This is a genomic window from Nocardia terrae, from assembly GCF_009760405.1.
Lineage (GTDB): Bacteria > Actinomycetota > Actinomycetes > Mycobacteriales > Mycobacteriaceae > Nocardia > Nocardia terrae.
In genome coordinates, this window is record NZ_WRPP01000009.1 from 206,345 (window position 1) to 223,158 (window position 16,814).

The 16,814-nt window shown below is 68.5% G+C and carries 17 protein-coding genes; 11 read left to right on the top strand and 6 right to left on the bottom strand.

The annotated features are described in order from the left end of the window. Positions 1-29: 29 nt before the first annotated feature. Positions 30-1,847 carry a fatty acid--CoA ligase FadD11 gene (gene fadD11, locus GPX89_RS35370; RefSeq protein WP_157392081.1) on the bottom strand — a complete coding sequence of 606 codons (1,818 nt, stop codon included), beginning with the start codon at positions 1,845-1,847 and terminating at the stop codon, positions 30-32. A 261-nt stretch (positions 1,848-2,108) separates the two neighbouring features. On the opposite strand from fadD11, the gene GPX89_RS35375 reads away from it, so the two are divergent. The 4 genes from GPX89_RS35375 (at position 2,109) to GPX89_RS35390 (ending at position 6,845) form a co-directional block, all read left to right on the top strand. Further along, positions 2,109-3,419: an MFS transporter gene (locus GPX89_RS35375; RefSeq protein WP_157392157.1), complete on the top strand. Its 1,311-nt coding sequence runs from the start codon at positions 2,109-2,111 to the stop codon at positions 3,417-3,419. 70 nt (positions 3,420-3,489) lie between these two features. Continuing rightward, positions 3,490-4,146, top strand: coding sequence for a response regulator transcription factor (locus GPX89_RS35380; RefSeq protein WP_157392082.1), 657 nt, complete (start codon positions 3,490-3,492; stop codon positions 4,144-4,146). A gap of 4 nt (positions 4,147-4,150) precedes the next feature. Then, positions 4,151-5,761 carry a sensor histidine kinase gene (locus GPX89_RS35385; RefSeq protein WP_157392083.1) on the top strand — a complete coding sequence of 537 codons (1,611 nt, stop codon included), beginning with the start codon at positions 4,151-4,153 and terminating at the stop codon, positions 5,759-5,761. Between the two features lie 169 nt (positions 5,762-5,930). Next, positions 5,931-6,845 carry a TAXI family TRAP transporter solute-binding subunit gene (locus GPX89_RS35390; protein WP_157392084.1) on the top strand — a complete coding sequence of 305 codons (915 nt, stop codon included), beginning with the start codon at positions 5,931-5,933 and terminating at the stop codon, positions 6,843-6,845. Between the two features lie 270 nt (positions 6,846-7,115). Here the strand turns inward: GPX89_RS35390 and GPX89_RS35395 are convergent, their stop codons facing one another. Then, positions 7,116-7,886, bottom strand: coding sequence for a hypothetical protein (locus GPX89_RS35395; RefSeq protein WP_157392085.1), 771 nt, complete (start codon positions 7,884-7,886; stop codon positions 7,116-7,118). 178 nt (positions 7,887-8,064) lie between these two features. Here GPX89_RS35395 and GPX89_RS35400 point away from each other — a divergent pair, with 178 nt between their 5' ends. Beyond that, entirely contained in the window at positions 8,065-8,487 is a 423-nt protein-coding gene (locus tag GPX89_RS35400) for an ester cyclase (protein WP_157392086.1), read from the top strand. A 4-nt stretch (positions 8,488-8,491) separates the two neighbouring features. Here the strand turns inward: GPX89_RS35400 and GPX89_RS35405 are convergent, their stop codons facing one another. Further along, positions 8,492-9,070, bottom strand: coding sequence for a TetR/AcrR family transcriptional regulator (locus GPX89_RS35405; protein WP_328602667.1), 579 nt, complete (start codon positions 9,068-9,070; stop codon positions 8,492-8,494). 94 nt (positions 9,071-9,164) lie between these two features. On the opposite strand from GPX89_RS35405, the gene GPX89_RS35410 reads away from it, so the two are divergent. The 3 genes from GPX89_RS35410 to GPX89_RS35420 all read left to right on the top strand — a co-directional run bounded on the left by GPX89_RS35410 (position 9,165) and on the right by GPX89_RS35420 (position 12,503). After that, positions 9,165-9,986 (top strand): SDR family oxidoreductase, encoded by an 822-nt coding sequence (locus tag GPX89_RS35410; protein WP_328602668.1) that lies wholly within the window; start codon positions 9,165-9,167, stop codon positions 9,984-9,986. Positions 9,987-9,995: 9 nt separating this feature from the next. Further along, positions 9,996-11,066, top strand: coding sequence for an NAD(P)H-dependent amine dehydrogenase family protein (locus GPX89_RS35415; protein WP_328602669.1), 1,071 nt, complete (start codon positions 9,996-9,998; stop codon positions 11,064-11,066). A gap of 198 nt (positions 11,067-11,264) precedes the next feature. After that, positions 11,265-12,503, top strand: a complete 1,239-nt coding sequence (locus tag GPX89_RS35420; RefSeq protein WP_157392087.1) for a thiolase family protein — start codon at positions 11,265-11,267, stop codon at positions 12,501-12,503. Between the two features lie 33 nt (positions 12,504-12,536). On the opposite strand, the gene GPX89_RS35425 is transcribed toward GPX89_RS35420, so the two are convergent. Then, positions 12,537-13,058, bottom strand: coding sequence for a hypothetical protein (locus tag GPX89_RS35425; RefSeq protein WP_157392088.1), 522 nt, complete (start codon positions 13,056-13,058; stop codon positions 12,537-12,539). A 260-nt stretch (positions 13,059-13,318) separates the two neighbouring features. On the opposite strand from GPX89_RS35425, the gene gloA2 reads away from it, so the two are divergent. Both gloA2 and GPX89_RS35435 read left to right on the top strand, forming a co-directional pair. Beyond that, positions 13,319-13,705 (top strand): SMU1112c/YaeR family gloxylase I-like metalloprotein, encoded by a 387-nt coding sequence (gene gloA2 / locus GPX89_RS35430; RefSeq protein ID WP_328602670.1) that lies wholly within the window; start codon positions 13,319-13,321, stop codon positions 13,703-13,705. Between the two features lie 210 nt (positions 13,706-13,915). Then, a complete protein-coding gene (locus GPX89_RS35435; protein WP_157392089.1) occupies positions 13,916-14,407 on the top strand; it encodes a peptidylprolyl isomerase in 492 nt (163 codons plus the stop codon). 81 nt (positions 14,408-14,488) lie between these two features. On the opposite strand, the gene GPX89_RS35440 is transcribed toward GPX89_RS35435, so the two are convergent. Together GPX89_RS35440 and GPX89_RS35445 are read right to left on the bottom strand one after the other, a co-directional pair. Continuing rightward, entirely contained in the window at positions 14,489-14,983 is a 495-nt protein-coding gene (locus GPX89_RS35440) for a phosphoribosyltransferase (RefSeq protein WP_157392090.1), read from the bottom strand. A gap of 74 nt (positions 14,984-15,057) precedes the next feature. Further along, entirely contained in the window at positions 15,058-15,768 is a 711-nt protein-coding gene (locus GPX89_RS35445) for a metal-dependent hydrolase (RefSeq protein ID WP_328602671.1), read from the bottom strand. A gap of 259 nt (positions 15,769-16,027) precedes the next feature. On the opposite strand from GPX89_RS35445, the gene GPX89_RS35450 reads away from it, so the two are divergent. Then, positions 16,028-16,774 carry an SCO6745 family protein gene (locus GPX89_RS35450; RefSeq protein WP_157392091.1) on the top strand — a complete coding sequence of 249 codons (747 nt, stop codon included), beginning with the start codon at positions 16,028-16,030 and terminating at the stop codon, positions 16,772-16,774. The last annotated feature ends 40 nt before the right edge of the window (positions 16,775-16,814 follow it).

Genomic DNA, 16,814 nt, shown 5'->3' on the forward strand with positions numbered 1-16,814 from the left:
TGAAGGCCGGTTTCGGAGACGGTGGCGGGTCAGTGTGTGCCGGTGGCTGTCCCGGTGTCGGGTTCGTGCACGTCGGGGGCCAGTTCCGGGGCGTACATGCGGTCGATGTCGGCGGCGTATTTCTCCGCGATGGGCTTGCGGCGCAGTTTCATGGTGAGGGTGATCTCGTCGCCGCCGGGTTCCCAGAACACGGGCAGGATGATGAACCGTTTGATCTGTTCGATGCGCGAGAGTTTCGCGTTGCCGACCGCGACGCCGCGCGCGATCTCGGCGATCACGTTCTTGTCGGCGGCCAGCGCGGGCGCCGAAGCATCGGTCAGGCCGTGCTGCGCGGCGTAGGGTGGCGCGGATTCGGCGTCTAGCACGATGAGTGCGGTGTTGTAGGGCCGGTTGTCGCCGATGGTGGCCAGTGCGCCGATGAGTCCGGTGGCGGCTTTGACGGTGTTCTCGATATTGGCCGGGGACATGTTCTTTCCGCCGGAGTTGATGATGAGTTCTTTCTTGCGGTCGACCACCCGCAGGTAGCCGTCGGTGTCCTCGGTGATGATGTCGCCGGTGGCCAGCCAGCCGTCGGTGTCGAGGGCGTCGGCGGTCTTGGCGGGTTCCTTGCGGTATTCGCGCATGACCAGCGGTCCGCGCACGAAGTATTCGCCGTCTTCGCCGATGCGGGACTGCAGCCCGGGCAGCAGTTTGCCGACGGTGCCCAGCCGCGCCTGTCCGGGTGGGCTGACGCTGACGATGCAGGTCAGCTCCGAAATGCCCCACACTTCGGAGATGGGGATACCGAGCCCGTAGAAGAATCCGAGGGTTTCGGCCGGGATGGGCGCGGCCCCCGACAGCGCCCATTTGAGTTGGTCCAGGCCGAGTTTGGCGCGCAACGGCCGCAGCACGGCGGCGTCGGCCTTGTCCCATTCGGCGGCCTGGATCTCGTCCAGCGCCACTCCCGCCAGTTGCGCTTCGGCTTTGCGCGCGGCCAGGCCCAGGGCCCAGTCCAGGGCGGCGCGGCGGGCGGGGTCGGTTTCGGCGGCGACCGAATACTCCACGGCCGCTTTGAGTTTCTCCCACACCCGCGGCACCGCACCCCAGATGGTGGGGTGCACGTCGGCCAGTGCGGCGGGCAACTGGGTGCGGTCGGGTACGACGGTGATCTGGGTGCCGAAGTACTGGTGCAGGTACAGGTTGGTGACCCGGTCGGCCATGTGCGCGGTCGGCAGGAACGAGGTGATGCGGTCACCGAATTCCACGGGCATGACCGAGGCGTAGGCGCGGCATTCGAATTCCAGGTTGGCGTGCGAGATCTCCACGCCCTTGGGGTTTCCGGTGGTGCCGGAGGTGTAGCAGAGGGTGACGATGTCTTCGGGTGCGATCGCGCGCCAGGTGGCGTCGAAGTCGAAATCGGGGCGCCCCAACGCTTTGAGCTGCGCGACGGTCAACGCGCCGGGCACGGGGGTGTCCACGCACACGATGGTCTCCATCGCGATCCCGCAGGCGCGGATCTTGTCCACGTACTGGGCTTCGCAGATCACCACCTTGTTGCCGGCATTGGCGAACACGTAGTGCAGCTGCTCGGCCGAGAGCGTGTTGTACACCGAGAACGAGGTGGCTCCGGTGTGCTGGGCGCCGACCTCGAGGGGATAGAAATCGACTCGGTTGGCCATCATGAACGCCACCGTGTCCCCGCGCCCCACCCCGAGCGCGGCCAGCCCCGCGGCCACTTCCCGCACCTGCGTGGCGTACTCGCCCCAGGTCAGGGCGTTGCCGCCACCGATGTCGCGGACTGCGACCGCACCGGGGTCGATCGCCGCGGTCGCCTGGAACGCCGCGGGGGACGTATGGGGTTGGTTCATCACAGTTCTCGATCCACTCACCGGGCAAGCCTTCTCAGACGGTAAGGCGCGGGCCCGGTTCCGCGTGGGCGTTTGGTCCGCATCGATGCGGGGGCGCGATCGTCCTAAGGGACGGTTAGGAAACCGCGGCAACCCTTCTGCGGGTGTGTGTCGGGCACCACAGTGGAGCCCGGATGCGACGGCGCATACGTGTCAGGCAAGGGAGAAGGATCTGTGAGCAGCACACACTCGCCGGGGGAAGCCCGGGTGATCGCGAACGTGATGCGCGGTTCGATCGGCAACCTGGTGGAATGGTACGACTGGTATGTCTACGCGGCGTTCAGCGTGTACTTCGCCAAGACCTTCTTCCCCGAGGGTGAGCCCACCGCCCAATTGCTGTCCACCGCCGCGGTTTTCGCGGTCGGATTCCTGATGCGCCCGATCGGCGGGTGGGCGCTGGGCCGTTATGCCGACCGGTTCGGGCGGCGCGCGGCGCTGACGCTGTCGGTGACGGTGATGGCGGCGGGATCGCTGCTGATCGCGATCACCCCCTCCTACGCCTCGATCGGGTTGGCGGCCCCGGTGATCCTGCTGCTGGCGCGACTGCTGCAAGGGTTGTCGGTCGGTGGTGAATACGCCACCAGCGCAACGTATCTGTCGGAGGTGGCCACCGCGGGGCGGCGCGGGTTCTATTCCAGCTTCCAGTACGTGACCCTGGTCGCGGGACAGCTGGTGGCGCTCGGGGTGCAGATCGTGTTGCAGCAGTTCCTGACCGCGGGCCAGATGTCGGCGTGGGGGTGGCGCATCCCGTTCCTGATCGGCGCGGCGGCGGCATTGATCGTGATGGGGTTGCGGCGCGGCATGGACGAATCGCAGTCCTTCCGCAGCGAATCGGGCACCGATTACGGGCGCGGGTCGCTGCGGGTGCTGTTGCGGTATCCGCGTGAATGCCTGCTGGTGGTCGGTCTGACCCTGGGCGGCACGGTCGCGTTCTACACCTACACCACCTACATGCAGAAGTTCATGGTCAACACCTCCGGCATCTCGAAATCGACGGTGGCGTGGATCAATTTCCTGGCGCTGCTGGTGTTCGTGGTGTTGCAGCCGATCGCGGGCGCGCTCTCCGATCGCATCGGGCGACGCAAGCTGCTGATCTTCTTCGGGGTGGCGGGCACGATCGCGACGGTGCCGATCATGACGGTGCTGGGCGGGACGAAGAATCCGGTCGCGGCGTTCGCGCTCATGCTGGCGGCGCTGGTGATCGTCACCGGCTACACCTCCATCAACGCGATCGTGAAGGCCGAGCTGTTCCCCACCCGCATCCGCGCGCTCGGTGTCGGGCTGCCGTATGCGCTGACGGTCGCGATCTTCGGCGGCACCGCGGAGATGATCGCGCTGGCGTTGAAGAAGGCCGGACACGAATCGCTGTACTTCTGGTACGTGTCCGGGTGCGTGCTGATCTCGCTGGTCACCTATTTCTTCATGCGTGAGACCTCGGCCGAATCCCACATCGACGCCGAGGAATCCGGCACCGGCGGATCGGAGGCCACCCGGGCGGTCGCGACGGCGGGCGAACAGGTGCCGGTGCGCTGAACCCGCGGTCCGGGCGGCCACACCGGCCCCCGGACCGAACAGTCGGATATCGAAGGAGAGAATCGGAGCCATGCGGTTGGCGGTGGTCGAGGACGATGACGGGGTCGGGGAGGCGCTCGTCGAGGCGTTCTCCGCCCGCGGACACGCCGCGGTGCGGATGCGCCGCGGCACCGACCTGCTCACCGCCCACCGCGGCTTCGACGCCGTGATCCTGGATCTGGGCCTGCCCGACGCCGACGGGCTCACGGTGCTGCGGCAGTTGCGGGAGGTCAGCACCGTACCGGTGGTGATCTTGACCGCGCGCAGCGACGAACGCTCGATCGTGCGCGGATTACGCGGCGGCGCCGACGATTACGTCATCAAACCACCGCGCATCGCCGAACTGCTGGCCCGCCTCGAGAACGTCACCCGCCGCGCCCGCCCCGCGCCGGCGGCCACCCGCCTGGTGCAGACCGGGGATGTGCGCGTGGACCTCGACGCCCGCCGCGTCGAGGTCGCCGGTGCCGAAATCGCGCTCACCGCAAAAGAATTCGAACTCGTCGAGGTGCTGACCGAGCAGCCCGGCGCGGCGGTGAGCCGCCAGCAGCTGATGGACCGCATCTGGGGCGACGCGTTCGTGGCGGTGTCGCGGTCGCTGGATGTGCACATGACCGGGCTGCGCGCCAAACTCGACCGGCCCGGCCTGATCACCACCATCCGCGGCTACGGCTACCGGTGGGGCGAGTGAACGCATGCGCCGGCGCTTGCTGATCGCGTTGACCGTGTTCGCCACCGCCGCGGTCCTGGCCTTCGCGATCCCGCTGTGCCTGACCGCGGCCACCAGCCGCACCCAGCAACTGGTCGGTGACCGCACCGGTGACGCCGACCGGTTCGCGGCCTTGACCGTCACCGCCGACCGGCTCGGCGACACCCGCGCCCTCACCATGGAAGTCCAGCGCTACCACGACCTCTACGACGAACCGGTGCTGATCGTCGACGCCCGCGGACTGCCGATCGTCAACGCCGGCCTCGACATCCACGACCCGCACGTGTCGGCGGCCCTGGCGGCGGCCCGCCGCAATCAGCGCCCGGCCACGGTGACCCGGCTGTTGCCGTGGAGCCCACCGCGAGTGGTGATCGCCCGCCCGGTCGGCTCGGACACCCACGTCGAGGGCGCGGTCCTGATCACCGCCTCCACCACCACCGCCCGCACCGACATCACCCGCGTCTGGGCGATCGTGGCCGTCGGCGCGATCGCGGCGATGGCGGTGTTCACCGCGCTGGCGCTGATGCTGTCGCGCTGGGTGCTGCGCCCGCTGGCCCGATTGTCCGGCGCGGTCACCGAACTCACCGCCACCCTGCCCAAACCGCGCACCCCGGCCACGGTCAGCAGACGCCACGGCGGGCCACCGGAGCTGCGCGCACTCGCCGGCTCGGTCGACTCGATGGCCGCCGCCGTGGCCGAGGCCAGCCTGGCCCAACGCCGCCTCGTCGACGACACCGCCCACGCCATGCGAAACCCACTGGCCGCGTTGACCATTCGCCTGGACTCCCTCGAACCGGCCATCCCCGCCCACGCCACGGCCACCTTCGAGGGGGCGAGCAGTGAAGTCGAACGACTCACCGGGCTGCTCGACGGACTGCTGAGCCTCGCGGTCGCCGAACACCGCGACTTCGACCCGGCCACCGCCCCCACTCCCGAATCCTGCGATGCCGCCGCGGTGGTCGAGGACCGAATCGACGCCTGGCGCACCGCCTTCGAAGACGCGGGCATGACCTTGACCGTCACCACACCCACGGGCCTGTCCGCCGCCGGCGCAACCGCACCGCCCGCCGATCCGGCCATCGAAGGCGGCGGCGCAGGGGTGAGCGCACCGGAACCGCACGAGATCCCCACGAAATCCGTGACTGCCCATCGAACGGCCGAACCGGTCGCAGCTTCGCTCGCTCCCACCGTCGCCGAACCCATCGAGCGGACCGCGATACCGGAGACCGACCGCGCGCAGGCCGCGGTGAGCGCCGATGTGCTGGCCCAGATCCTGGACGTGCCGCTCAGCAACGCCTGCCGCTACGCCGGTCGCGGCACCACCACCCGCGTCAGCGTCGACACCGGGCACGGACTGGTGCGGATCACCGTCGCCGATGACGGACCCGGTGTCCCCACAGCGGAACTCGACCGGTTGACCACCCGGTTCTTCCGAGGCGCCAACGCCGCCGCCGGACCCGGCTCGGGACTGGGCCTGCCCATCGCCGCCGCCCTGGCCACCTCCCGGCACGGAAGCCTGAGTGTGCGCGCCGTCGATCCACACGGGCTGGCCGTCCGCATCGACCTACCCGCCCACCCAACCCGGGACCAGTCGTGAGCCGCGCCCACCCGCCCGAGAGCTACCGTCGCTCGATCGCCGCACCGACGAGCGTCGGCGCATCCGCCGACCCGTCTCGCCGGTGCGGATCGACCGCCAGCTGTTCGCGCCCCGATGCCGTTCATCGGGCTCGCGGTGCCGCGGGTCCGTGCCGGTGGCAGGTGTGGCGATGATCGCCCGCCGGGATCTGTTGCGCGCGGCCGGAGTGGTCGCGGCCGGGCTCGTGGCACCCGCCGCCGGGGCGGGATGTGCGCGTGAGGACGAAGGCGCGCGGGTTCGGCTGGCGGCCGGGGAGGTGGGCGGTTTCTATCATGCGTTCGCGCTGTTGCTGGCGCGCGCGGCCGCCGGATCCGGGCTGCGGATCGACGTGGTGGCCACGGCCGGGTCACTGGACAATCTGGCGTTGCTGGGGCGCGGGGCCGCCGAGTGTGCGCTGGTGCTGGCCGATTCGCTGGCCGAGACCCCTGAGGGGCCGCCGGCGGTGGGACGGGTGTACGAGAACTACCTGCAATTCGCGGTGGCAGCCGACAGCCCGTACCACGGTGTCGCGGATCTGCGGGGTGCGCGGATCAGTTTGGGGGCGACCGGATCCGGGGCGACCGCCATCGGGGAGAAGCTGCTCGCGGCGGCCGGTGTGACTCCGGCCGAGGTGGCGGTCACACATCTGCCGCTGCGCGACGCGGTGGCCGAGTTGACCGGCGGCCGGTTGGACGGGCTGCTGTGGGCGGGCGGGGTACCGACCGCGGCGTTGAATCCGCTGCGGCTACTGGACCTCGAGCCGTTGACCACGCCGATGCGCGAACGATTCGGCTACCTCTACGACCCGGTGTCGATCGCGGCGGGCACCTACCCCAACACGGGCGCGGTACACACCATCGGAGTGGCCAACCTGCTGGTGGCCGCGGCGAGCATGCCCGAGGACACCGTCGCCGCACTCACCGAAGTGCTTCTCACGCACGCCGATTCGCTGGTACCCGCCGAGGCCGCGGGCACCCAGTTCCTCGACGCCCGCTCCCTGATCGGGACCGGTTCGGTGCCGCTGCACCCGGGCGCGGCGCGGGTATATCGCCGCTACCACGGATGACGAGGCCGAGCGCACCGATCACGTCCGCAAGTGCGGGTCGCCACGATATCGCCGATCCGGGGCACCGGACCGGTAGGCCCGGTGACGTCGTCACGACCGATACTCGTCACCAGTGCGGCGACGCGGTCGTTCTCGTCGGCGCACGACCGTGGCGCTCCCCGCCCGAAGTCGGGGAGAACTCGAAAGACTCTCGAGCCCGAGGAGATTCGGCAGTGGTGCACCGAGGACCGGCGTGGCCGCGGATCGCCGACGACAGGGGAGTTACACGGATTACTGCGGCGGATTGCCCTGCGGCGCAGGCGAAGTGGGCGCTGCCGCGGGGCCCGGGTAGGCCCCGGGCGGGGACGACTGCCAGTGCGGAGGCGTGGCGGGCATCTGGGGCAATGATCCACCCGAGACTTGATGAGGCGCTGGGCCGGGCATCGGCTGCTGCGGTGTGGCAGGGATCTGGTGGTGCTGCGGGGCAGGCTGATACGGCTGCCCGGGATGCGGTTGCTGTGCGGGCATGCTCTGGTGGGCGCCCGGCATCGGCGCGGGCCGGGTGCTCGGAGCGGGGAGTCCGGACGGCCCGCCGGGGATCAGGACGGTGACCACGGCGATCAGGGCGGCCAGTGCCGCGGGGATGCTCAGCCAGTTGCCGTGGTCGGCGAGGTGGTAGTAGCGGGAGTTCTCGAGATAGAGGATGAGCGAGCCGAGGTTGGGGACCAGCAGCATGCCCGCGCCCACACCGGCCGCAGGCCGTGCGGCGCCCCGCTTGGCGACGAAGCAGGCGACGCCCGCGCCCAGACCCGCGATGACCTCGAGCACCGGGGTGATGACGAACCACCTGTCCAGCGCACCTCCCCATACGGTGTGCCCGGCGGTGGCCAGCGCCGCGAGGATCAGCGCGATGCCGGTGAGGATCGTGATCGGTGACTTCCCGGTGCCCGCCGGTGCACCCGGATAGCCCGGCATCGGCGCGGCGGCAAAGCCGCTCGGGCCGCCGGATTGCGGGGGCCACGCCGGGCCCGGGGTGTAGGCGGGCTGCTGCGGAATGCTCATGCGGTGAAAGTTCCCCTCCCTGGACAGATGTCGGACCACACCCTAGGACAGTCGTGGTGAGTTCGCAGCCCGGTATCCGGCATGTCACTGTGACGAATCAGCGTGGGGGAGCGGAGGATCGGCGGGGGACGGCTGAAGCGCCAGCGGGCGGCGGTGCGCCGGGGTTATGGTCGGGCACATGAGCGTTGATCCGAAAACTGTTGTGCGCACCTTCTATTCGACCACCGACGCCATCTCCGCGGGCACCCTGGCGCCCTCGGCGCTCGAGGAGGTGGCCGCACCCGGGTTCGTCGTGCACATGCCCGACGGCACCACCATCGACCGCGACGGGTTCAAGGCGGTCCAGCATTCCTTCGGCCAGGGCTTCCCCGGTTCGGTCCACACCGTCGAAGACCTTGTCGCCGAAGGCGATCGGGTGGCGGTCCGCATCCGCTGGCGCGGCACCCACAGCGGCGAGTTCCAGTCCGCGCCCCCGACCGGCGCCACGATCGAGCTGGCCGAGACCGGATTCATGCGCGTCGAAGGCGACAAGGTCGTCGAGTTCTGGCCGCTGTTCGACTCGCTGACCCTCATGCTGGGCGTCGGGCTCGCCAAGATGTGAGCGGCTAGTCGGCGGGCCGCCGCCCGAGAATGCCGTAGAGCAGCAGATCCTCGAGCGAGGCCGCGAACCCGTCGAGGTCGTCGATATCGCGGATGCACATGGCGAACAGCGCCGCACCGGCGATGGTGTCGAGCACCGTGTTCGGGTCCAGACCCGGGCGCGCGGCGTCGCCGCCGAGGTAGTCGCCCAGCTCGCCGCGGGTGGGCGCGTCCAGGCGGGCCGAGAGCTTCTCGTACAGGCCCGAGTCCTGGCGCATCTCGGCCATCAGACCGGGCATCGCCTCGCGGGTCTCGGCGGAGCCGAACAGCTGGATGGTTCCGCGGATCACCTTGCGCACCTCGGCGAGCAGATCGGGGGCGACGACCGCCGAGCCCACGTCGGGGAACACCGCCTGCGCGATCAGGTGCGCTTTGGAGGGCCAGCGCCGGTAGATCGCCGGGCGGCTGACCCCCGCCCGCGCCGCGATGGCATCGATCGAGGTTGCGCCGTAACCGATTTCGACGAGCAGGGCGCGGGCGGCGTCGAGGACCGCGGCGTCCACCGCGGGATCGCGGTGTGGGCCCAGCCGGTGGCGTGTGGTCACGAAATCCGTCCTTGTCGCTACCCTCCAGAGTCGTTACAGTCTGTCACATCAAAGTCGTTACATTCTGTAACTGCTGAGGACTCGAGGAGGAGTCGTGTCAGCCGTACACCCCACCCCCGCGCACACCTATCAACCGGTCCCGCTACTGGCCGGCAAGGTCATCGTCATCTCCGGCGTCGGACCCGGACTCGGCCATTCCCTCGCCACCGAAGCCGCCCGCATGGGCGCGCACCTCGTCCTGGCCGGACGCACCGAGAAACGCCTGCACGAATACGCCGACGAGATCACCGCCTCGGGCGGCACCGCCACCGTCGTACGCGCCGACATCACCGACGAGAACGACCGCGCCACCCTGGCCGAAACCGCCCTCGCCGCCCACGGCCGCATCGACTGCCTGATCAACAACGCCTTCGCCATCCCACCCATGTACCCGATCACCCAGATCGACGTCGAAGCGCTGCGCGTGGCCAACGAAACCAATGTGTTCGCGCCCCTGCGACTCTCGGCCCTGTTCGCCGACGCCCTCGCCCAGACCCACGGCTCGATCATCATGCTCAACTCGTGCGTGTCCTACAGCTCCCAGCCCGAATACTCCGGCTACAAACTGTCCAAGGGCGCCCTGGCACACCTGGCCTCCTCCCTGGCCACCGAACTCGGGCCACGCGGCATCCGCGTCAACTCCGTCGCACCCTCCTACGTGTACGAGGACATCAACAAGGCCTACTTCGACTGGCTGGCAAGCCAATCCGGGCGCACCCACGACGAGATCTACCGCGAGAAGGCCGCACCCACCGACCTGGGCCGCCTCGCCGGACCCGAAGAGGTCGCCCGCGCGACCCTGTTCCTGGCCAGCGACCTGGCCACCGCCGTCACCGGCCAGATGCTCACCGTCGACTGCGGCGAATTCCACCGATAGGACAACCCCGTGACCAAACGAATCGTGCTGTGGGGCACCGGCGTCGTCGGCTCCATGGTCCTGGCCGAAATCCTGCGCCACCCCGGCTTCGAACTCGTCGGCGTCGGCGTCTCCAACCCCGACAAGATCGGCCGCGACGCCGGAGACCTGTGCGGAGCCGAGAAAACCGGTGTCCTGGCCACCGACTCGATCGACGCGCTCATCGCGACGCGACCCGACGCCGTCGTGCACTACGGGCCCACCGCCGCCTTCGCCGAAGAGAACATGCGCGTCATCGGCGCATTCCTGCGCGCCGGCATCGACGTCTGCTCCACCGCCATGACCCCGTGGGTATGGCCGCACACCGACAAACTGCCCGCCATCTGGCGCGACCCGATCACCGAGGCCTGCGCGGCCGGGGGAGCATCATGCTTCACCACCGGCATCGACCCCGGCTTCGCCAACGACCTGTTCCCCATGACCCTGATGGGCCTGTGCGGCGAAGTGCAGTCGGTCCGCGCCTCCGAACTGCTCGACTACACCGACTACGAAGGCGATTACGAATTCGAGATGGGCATCGGCCACCCACCCGAATTCACCGCCCTGCTCGAACACCCCGACATGCTCATCATGGCCTGGGGCGCAACGGTTCCCATGATCGCCACCGCCTCCGGCATCGAACTCGACGCCATCACCACCACCTGGGACAAATGGGTAACCCCCGAAGACCGGCCCTCGGCCAAGGGCATCCTCAAAGCCGGAACCGTCGCCGCGATCCGGTTCACCATCAACGGCATCTACCGCGGCCGCGAAGTCATCACCCTCGAACACGTCAACCGCATCGGCCTCGACGCCGCCCCCGACTGGCCCGCCGGCACCAAAGACGACGTGTACCGCGTCGACATCCTCGGCAGCCCCTCCATCTCCCAGGAAACCTCCTTCCGCTTCACCGACGGCTCCGGCCGCACCCCCGCGGTCGCCGGCTGCCTGGCCACCGGCATGCGCGCCCTCAACGCCGTCCCCGCCGTCAACGCCCTACCCCCCGGCTGGGTCACCCCACTGGACCTGCCGCTGATCCCGGGCGCGGGCACCATCCGCTGACCACACGACCGCCGTGTCACCGAGCCGACCCGAACCGCCAATCCGGCTCGGCGACACCACCGTCGGTTAGCGTTGACCGCGGTCACCACCACCACGACAACCACCGAGACCAACACGACGACCACCACATCGACAACCGCCAACTGGCTCTGAATCCCGGTTGCCGAAACCCCGAGGACACTCTCGAAGGAGATCGTGATGACAGAAGCGTTCGTGCTCGGTGGCGTCCGGACGCCGTTCGCCCGGTACGGCGGCTCGCTGTCCCACATCCGGGCCGACGACCTGCTGGGAATGACCATGAAAGGCGCGTGTGAACGCGTCGGAGTGGGACCGGACCAGATCGAGGATATCGTCGCGGGGTGCGTGAACCCCGCCCACGAAGGAATGGGAGACATCGCGCGCTGGGCCGCACTGGCGGCGGGATTTCCCGACACCGTGGCCGGAGCGACGATCAACCGATTCTGCGGATCGTCACTGAGCGCCACCATCAATATCGCCCACGCCATCAAAGCCGGGGACCTCGGCGTCGGCATCGCCTGCGGCGTCGAATCGATGTCGCGCTCCGGATGGGCGTTCATGAAAGGCGACTCCCCATTCGGACCCCGCGGGCCGGTCATCCTGCTCGACACCATGTGGGCAGGCGCGGGCGGACCCGCCAACCCCGCACTACTGGCACGCAACGCCTACATCGGCATGATCGAGACCGCCCAGAACGTCGCCGACCGCTACGGACTGACCCGCGAGGAAATCGACGCCTTCGCGCTGCGGACCCAGCGAAACGCCAAGGCCGCCAGGGACTCCGGGCGACTGGCCAAAGAAATCATGCCCGTCGAGATCCCCGGAACGAAGAAGACGCCCGCCCGCCTGTTCGAGCACGACGAATTCATCCGCGACGACACCACCGCCGAACGCCTCGCCGCACTGGCACCGCAACCGGGAACCACCCAGATGACCGCCGGAAACTCGACCCCGCTGACCGACGGAGCCAGCGCGCTGGTACTCGCCTCCGGAGAACGAGCCGCCGAACTCGGCGTCGAACCCCTGGCGCGGGTGGTGTCCTCGGCGGTATACGGAATCGATCCGCTCTACATGGGACTCGCCCCGGCATGGGCACTGCCCCTGGCCATCCGACGCGCGGGCCTGACACCCGAACAGATCGACGTCTGGGAAGTCCACGAAGCCTTCAGCGCACAAGCCCTCGGGGTCCTGCGCGAACTGCCCAACCAGCTCGGCGGCTTCACCATCCCCGACGAAAAACTGACGCCCAACGGCGGCGCGGTCGCCATCGGACACCCCTTCGGCGCCACCGGCGCCCGCTACGTCCTGACCCTGGCCACCGAACTGCGCGAACGCAATGCCCGCTACGGCGCGATCGGAGTCTGCATCGGATCCGGCCAAGGAGTCGCCATCGTCCTCGAAAACCCCTCCGCCGCCTGAATACTCACACCAGATGTCAGACCCGGCGCCGGCCTACTCCGGCGTGCCGTCCCGCCCGGCCTCGTGCTCGGACTTCTCCCCGGTGGAGCCGATCCTGCGCGGCCTGGCCACCGGACGCATGCCGCCGGTAGCCGGGGAACTGTCACCCGAACGCTGCCGCCGCACCGCACCCAGATCGATCACGCTCGCATCCTGCGCGGGACCGGCCGAATCATGCTGCGGCTCAGGATGTCCCGCCGCATTCGGATCGACCGGCCACCAGCCGGTCTCACGCTGCAACTCCGACCGCAGCACCGGCCGAGTCGGCGCGGGGTCGTAGACCGACCCGCCCAGCGGCTGCCACGGCCGATCCGGCTGCTTGCCGGACTCCTCGCTCATCCGCCGTGGACGCCGCGGCATCCGCGTCAGATTCGTCCCGGCATCCCCACCCTCGGCAGACCCCGCCTCCGCCTTCTTCAACTCCTCGAGCTTGCGGCGCAACCGCTCCACCGCATCGAACCGGTCCCCACCGCGCCCCGGCAGCGACCCCCACCCCGGCTCTTCCCGCTCCGACATCGCCCTAGCCCCCCACCGATGCCGCGACACCCGCCAGCACCCCGAGCCGATCTCCGAACCTCATCCAGCCTGCGTAACCCACGTCATTTTCTCTCTCGTTCGCCACGTGACAAATCAACGATAACCGCCCCCACCGACCATTCGTGCCACCGACCGGCGCCACGAAGATCAATGAGCTCTCAGCGCGGGAAAACGGACAAAATTCCTCGGTGGTAGCTCCCTGATCTTGAAAACCCGCTGGGTGGGCTAGCGTCGGGGGAGTGGAGCTGGAGCGGATTCATCACGTCGCGATCATCGCCTCGGACTACGAGAAGTCGAAGGCGTTCTATACGGAGATACTCGGGCTTCGGGTGATCGCGGAGAACTACCGGGCCGAAAGACGGTCCTACAAGCTGGATCTCGCGCTGCCCGATGGCGGACAGGTGGAGTTGTTCTCCTTCCCGGACCCGCCGGCGCGGGTGTCGCGGCCCGAAGCGGCGGGGTTGCGGCATCTCGCGTTCGTTGTCCCGGACGTGGAGAATGCGCTCGCCGAGCTGCGGGGTAGGGGAGTGGCGGTGGAAGAGGTTCGGGTGGACGAGTTCACGGGGAAGCGGTTCGCGTTCTTCGCCGATCCCGACGATCTGCCGCTGGAGCTGTACGAAGCCTGAGTTCAGCGCCTCCTGCGAGGCGTCATATTTTGAACATTAAGAAATGGAACTATGCGCATCTACGCATGTTGTCTCGTTTCGAAGAAACTCCGGCGCACGCGACCGCACACACCCGTCTGACTACATCCATCACCCTCCAACCTCGAAGAGGGGAGCGGTTATTCGATGCCGCTCGGTCGCTGGGTTGGCGGCTCCCATACGATGGGTCGCATGACCAAAGTGCTCCTGAAGACCTCCGCCGGGGACATCACCCTGGAATTGGACGAGGCCAAGGCGCCCAAGACCGTCGCGAACTTCGTCGACTACGTCAAGGCGGGCCACTACACGGACACCGTGTTCCACCGGGTGATCCCGAACTTCATGATCCAGGGTGGCGGCCTGTCCGCCGACATGCAGCAGAAGCCGGCCCCGAACCAGGTCGAGAACGAGGCCAACAACGGCCTCAAGAACGACAAGTACACCGTCGCCATGGCGCGTACCTCGGCCCCGCACTCGGCCAGCGCGCAGTTCTTCATCAACACCAGCAACAACGGCTTCCTGAACTACCCGGGCCAGGACGGCTGGGGTTACGCGGTGTTCGGCAAGGTCACCGATGGCGCCGCCGTGGTCGACGCGATCGAGGGCGTGCGCACCGGCAACAAGGCCGGGCACTCGGACGTGCCGGTCGAGCCGATCACCATCATTTCCGCCGAGCTGGTCTGATAACTGACGCAGCGATAGCAGACGAACGGCCCGGAACCTTTCGGTTCCGGGCCGTTGTCGTTGGTACAGAGGGTGTTCGGCTCAGGCGTCGAGGACGCGCACCTCGCGGTTGACCACGGGCGGCAGCACCGACCAGGGGAAGTTGATCCACTTGTCGGTGCGCTTCCACACGTATTCGCAGTCCACCTCGGAGTGCGGCTTCTGGTAGATGACCGCGCAGCGGACCTCGGCGACGTGGTCGGAGCAGAAGTCGCGCACCAGTTTCAGGGTCTTGCCAGTGTCGGCGACGTCGTCGGCGACCAGGACGGTCGCGCCGGTGAGGTCGACGGCGCTGGGTACGGGCGGCAGCATGACCGGCAGGTCCAGGCGCTGGTCGACGCCGGTGTAGAACTCGACGTTCATGACGTGGAGGTTCTTGACGTCGAGGGCGTAGCCGAGGGATCCGGCCACGAACAGGCCGCCGCGGGCGATCGACAGGATGAGGTCTGGTTCGAAGCCGTCGTCGGCGATGGTTTGGGCCAGTTCACGACTGGCGTCGCCGAAGAGCTCCCAGCTCAGTTCCTCGCGATCGCTCATGCCTTACTCCGTTCTGCCCGGTGCGGTGATCTTCGGATCATACGAGGCGGGGTCGTCACTGCGGACTCCGCTACTCACGGATGGTGGGTGAGGGTGTACCAGAGCAGTGCGAGGGTGCCGAGGGCGAAGATGGGCACCAGCACCATGGTCTCGATCTTGTTGCCGGTGCGGTCGATGATCGGGACGCGGGTGCGGATCTGCAGGGGCCACAGCAGCCGGCAGCCGCGGTCGGTGAGGCAGTCGCCGATGAGGTGGGCGAGCGCGCCGAGTCCGACGGAGAAGGGCAGCCAGAGGGGTTTGTCGCTGATCCAGTGGTCGATGGCGAAGGTGCCGCAGACGGCGAGCAGGACGACGGTGCCCCAGGCTTTGACGCCTTCGCCGTTGGGGGCGAAGTTGAGGGCGCGGATGGCCAGGGCGAGCAGGAAGAAGACGAGCCCGAGGGTGAACCAGCGGCCGAGCAGGTGTTCGCCGGCCCAGGTGCCGTAGGTGACGGCGGCGACGAAGGCGAAGGAGTGGGTGGCGTGGCGGTGCCCGCCGGAGACCTTGGAGATGATTTTGCACGCGATGTGCGAAACCGGTCCCAGCACATGCGAAATGGTGCCGTTGGGGTGGTCGGCGTCGGGGAGGAGCGCGGCGCCCGCGGTGAGGAAGGTGCCCATCACCAGATCGACGGAGCCGATGGCCCCGGATTGCACTGCGGGAAAGGTCAAGACGGTGAACGGTAGCGCCGCGGCCGCCGCCGACCAGGCGAGCGCGCCGCTGGTCGCATGTGAATGTCCTAGCACCGCTTGAAGGTTAGCGGATCTGACCGACAGCTCTTTCAGGTCTTGTGGTGGGCCGAGGTGGGTTGCAGGGCAGGTGATTCCGCTGGGCAGACCGGTCTGTTCGTGAATTGGTCATGGGGGCAACATGATTCGCTGTCCCGGGTGTCCGTGCCAGTGCCGGAGTGTGTTCCGCGTCGCTTTCGGGGTGCCCGTATGCCCGGGGTCCGGGCCCTGAAATAGTCTCGGAGCGATTGCGCTTTCCGCTCAGAGAGGAACGGACATGTCGGTAGCGTCCGCGGTGAAGGATCAGATCCAGCAGATCGGTGGGGGATTCATGTTCTCCCGGGAAGCGAGAGCCTTCTCCGACGGCACCGGCGTTCCGGGGTTCCTGCCCGGCTACACGCGTGGGCGCGGTGGTGTGCTGGGTGAGGTCGACGCGGATGTGGTGGCCTCGGCTTTCGGTTTCTTCCGGCCCGATACGGTGCGTGCGGCGTGGGAGGCCACGGCCTCGATTCCGGCCGAGGCGGCCGCGCTGGGCTATCTGAAGGTCTGTCAGGATTTCGGTCGCCGCAAGCTGGCCGGTTTCGAGGACGCCGGGCGGTTGGCCGAGCTGCTGGAGCCGGTGGTGGCGGCCGCGAATCCGGTCGGTGCGCCACTGTTCGCGGGTTGGCGGGCGTTGCCTCGGGCGGAGGATGCGCCGGGGCTGGTGCTGCAGCTGATCCACATCCTGCGGGAGTTGCGTGGCGGCCTGCATCTGGTCGGTGTGCTGGGCAGTGGCCTGACGCCGTTGCAGGCGGTGCTGATCGCGGGTTCGCCGCTCGAGTCCGGTGATCAGCACGCGCGTAGTTTCGGCTGGCCGGAGCCGTTCGACGAGATCAACGCGGAGTTGAAAGGCCGTTGGATGCAGGCGGAGTCGATCACCGATGACCTGATCGCCCCGGCGTTCGCGGCGCTCGACGACAAGGAGGGCGACGAACTGGTGAGGCTGCTGGATGCCTGCCGCGCGGCGGTGTTCGGCGGCCGCTGAGCATCGCTCCGGGTGGGCTCGGCGCCCACCCGGAATCCTG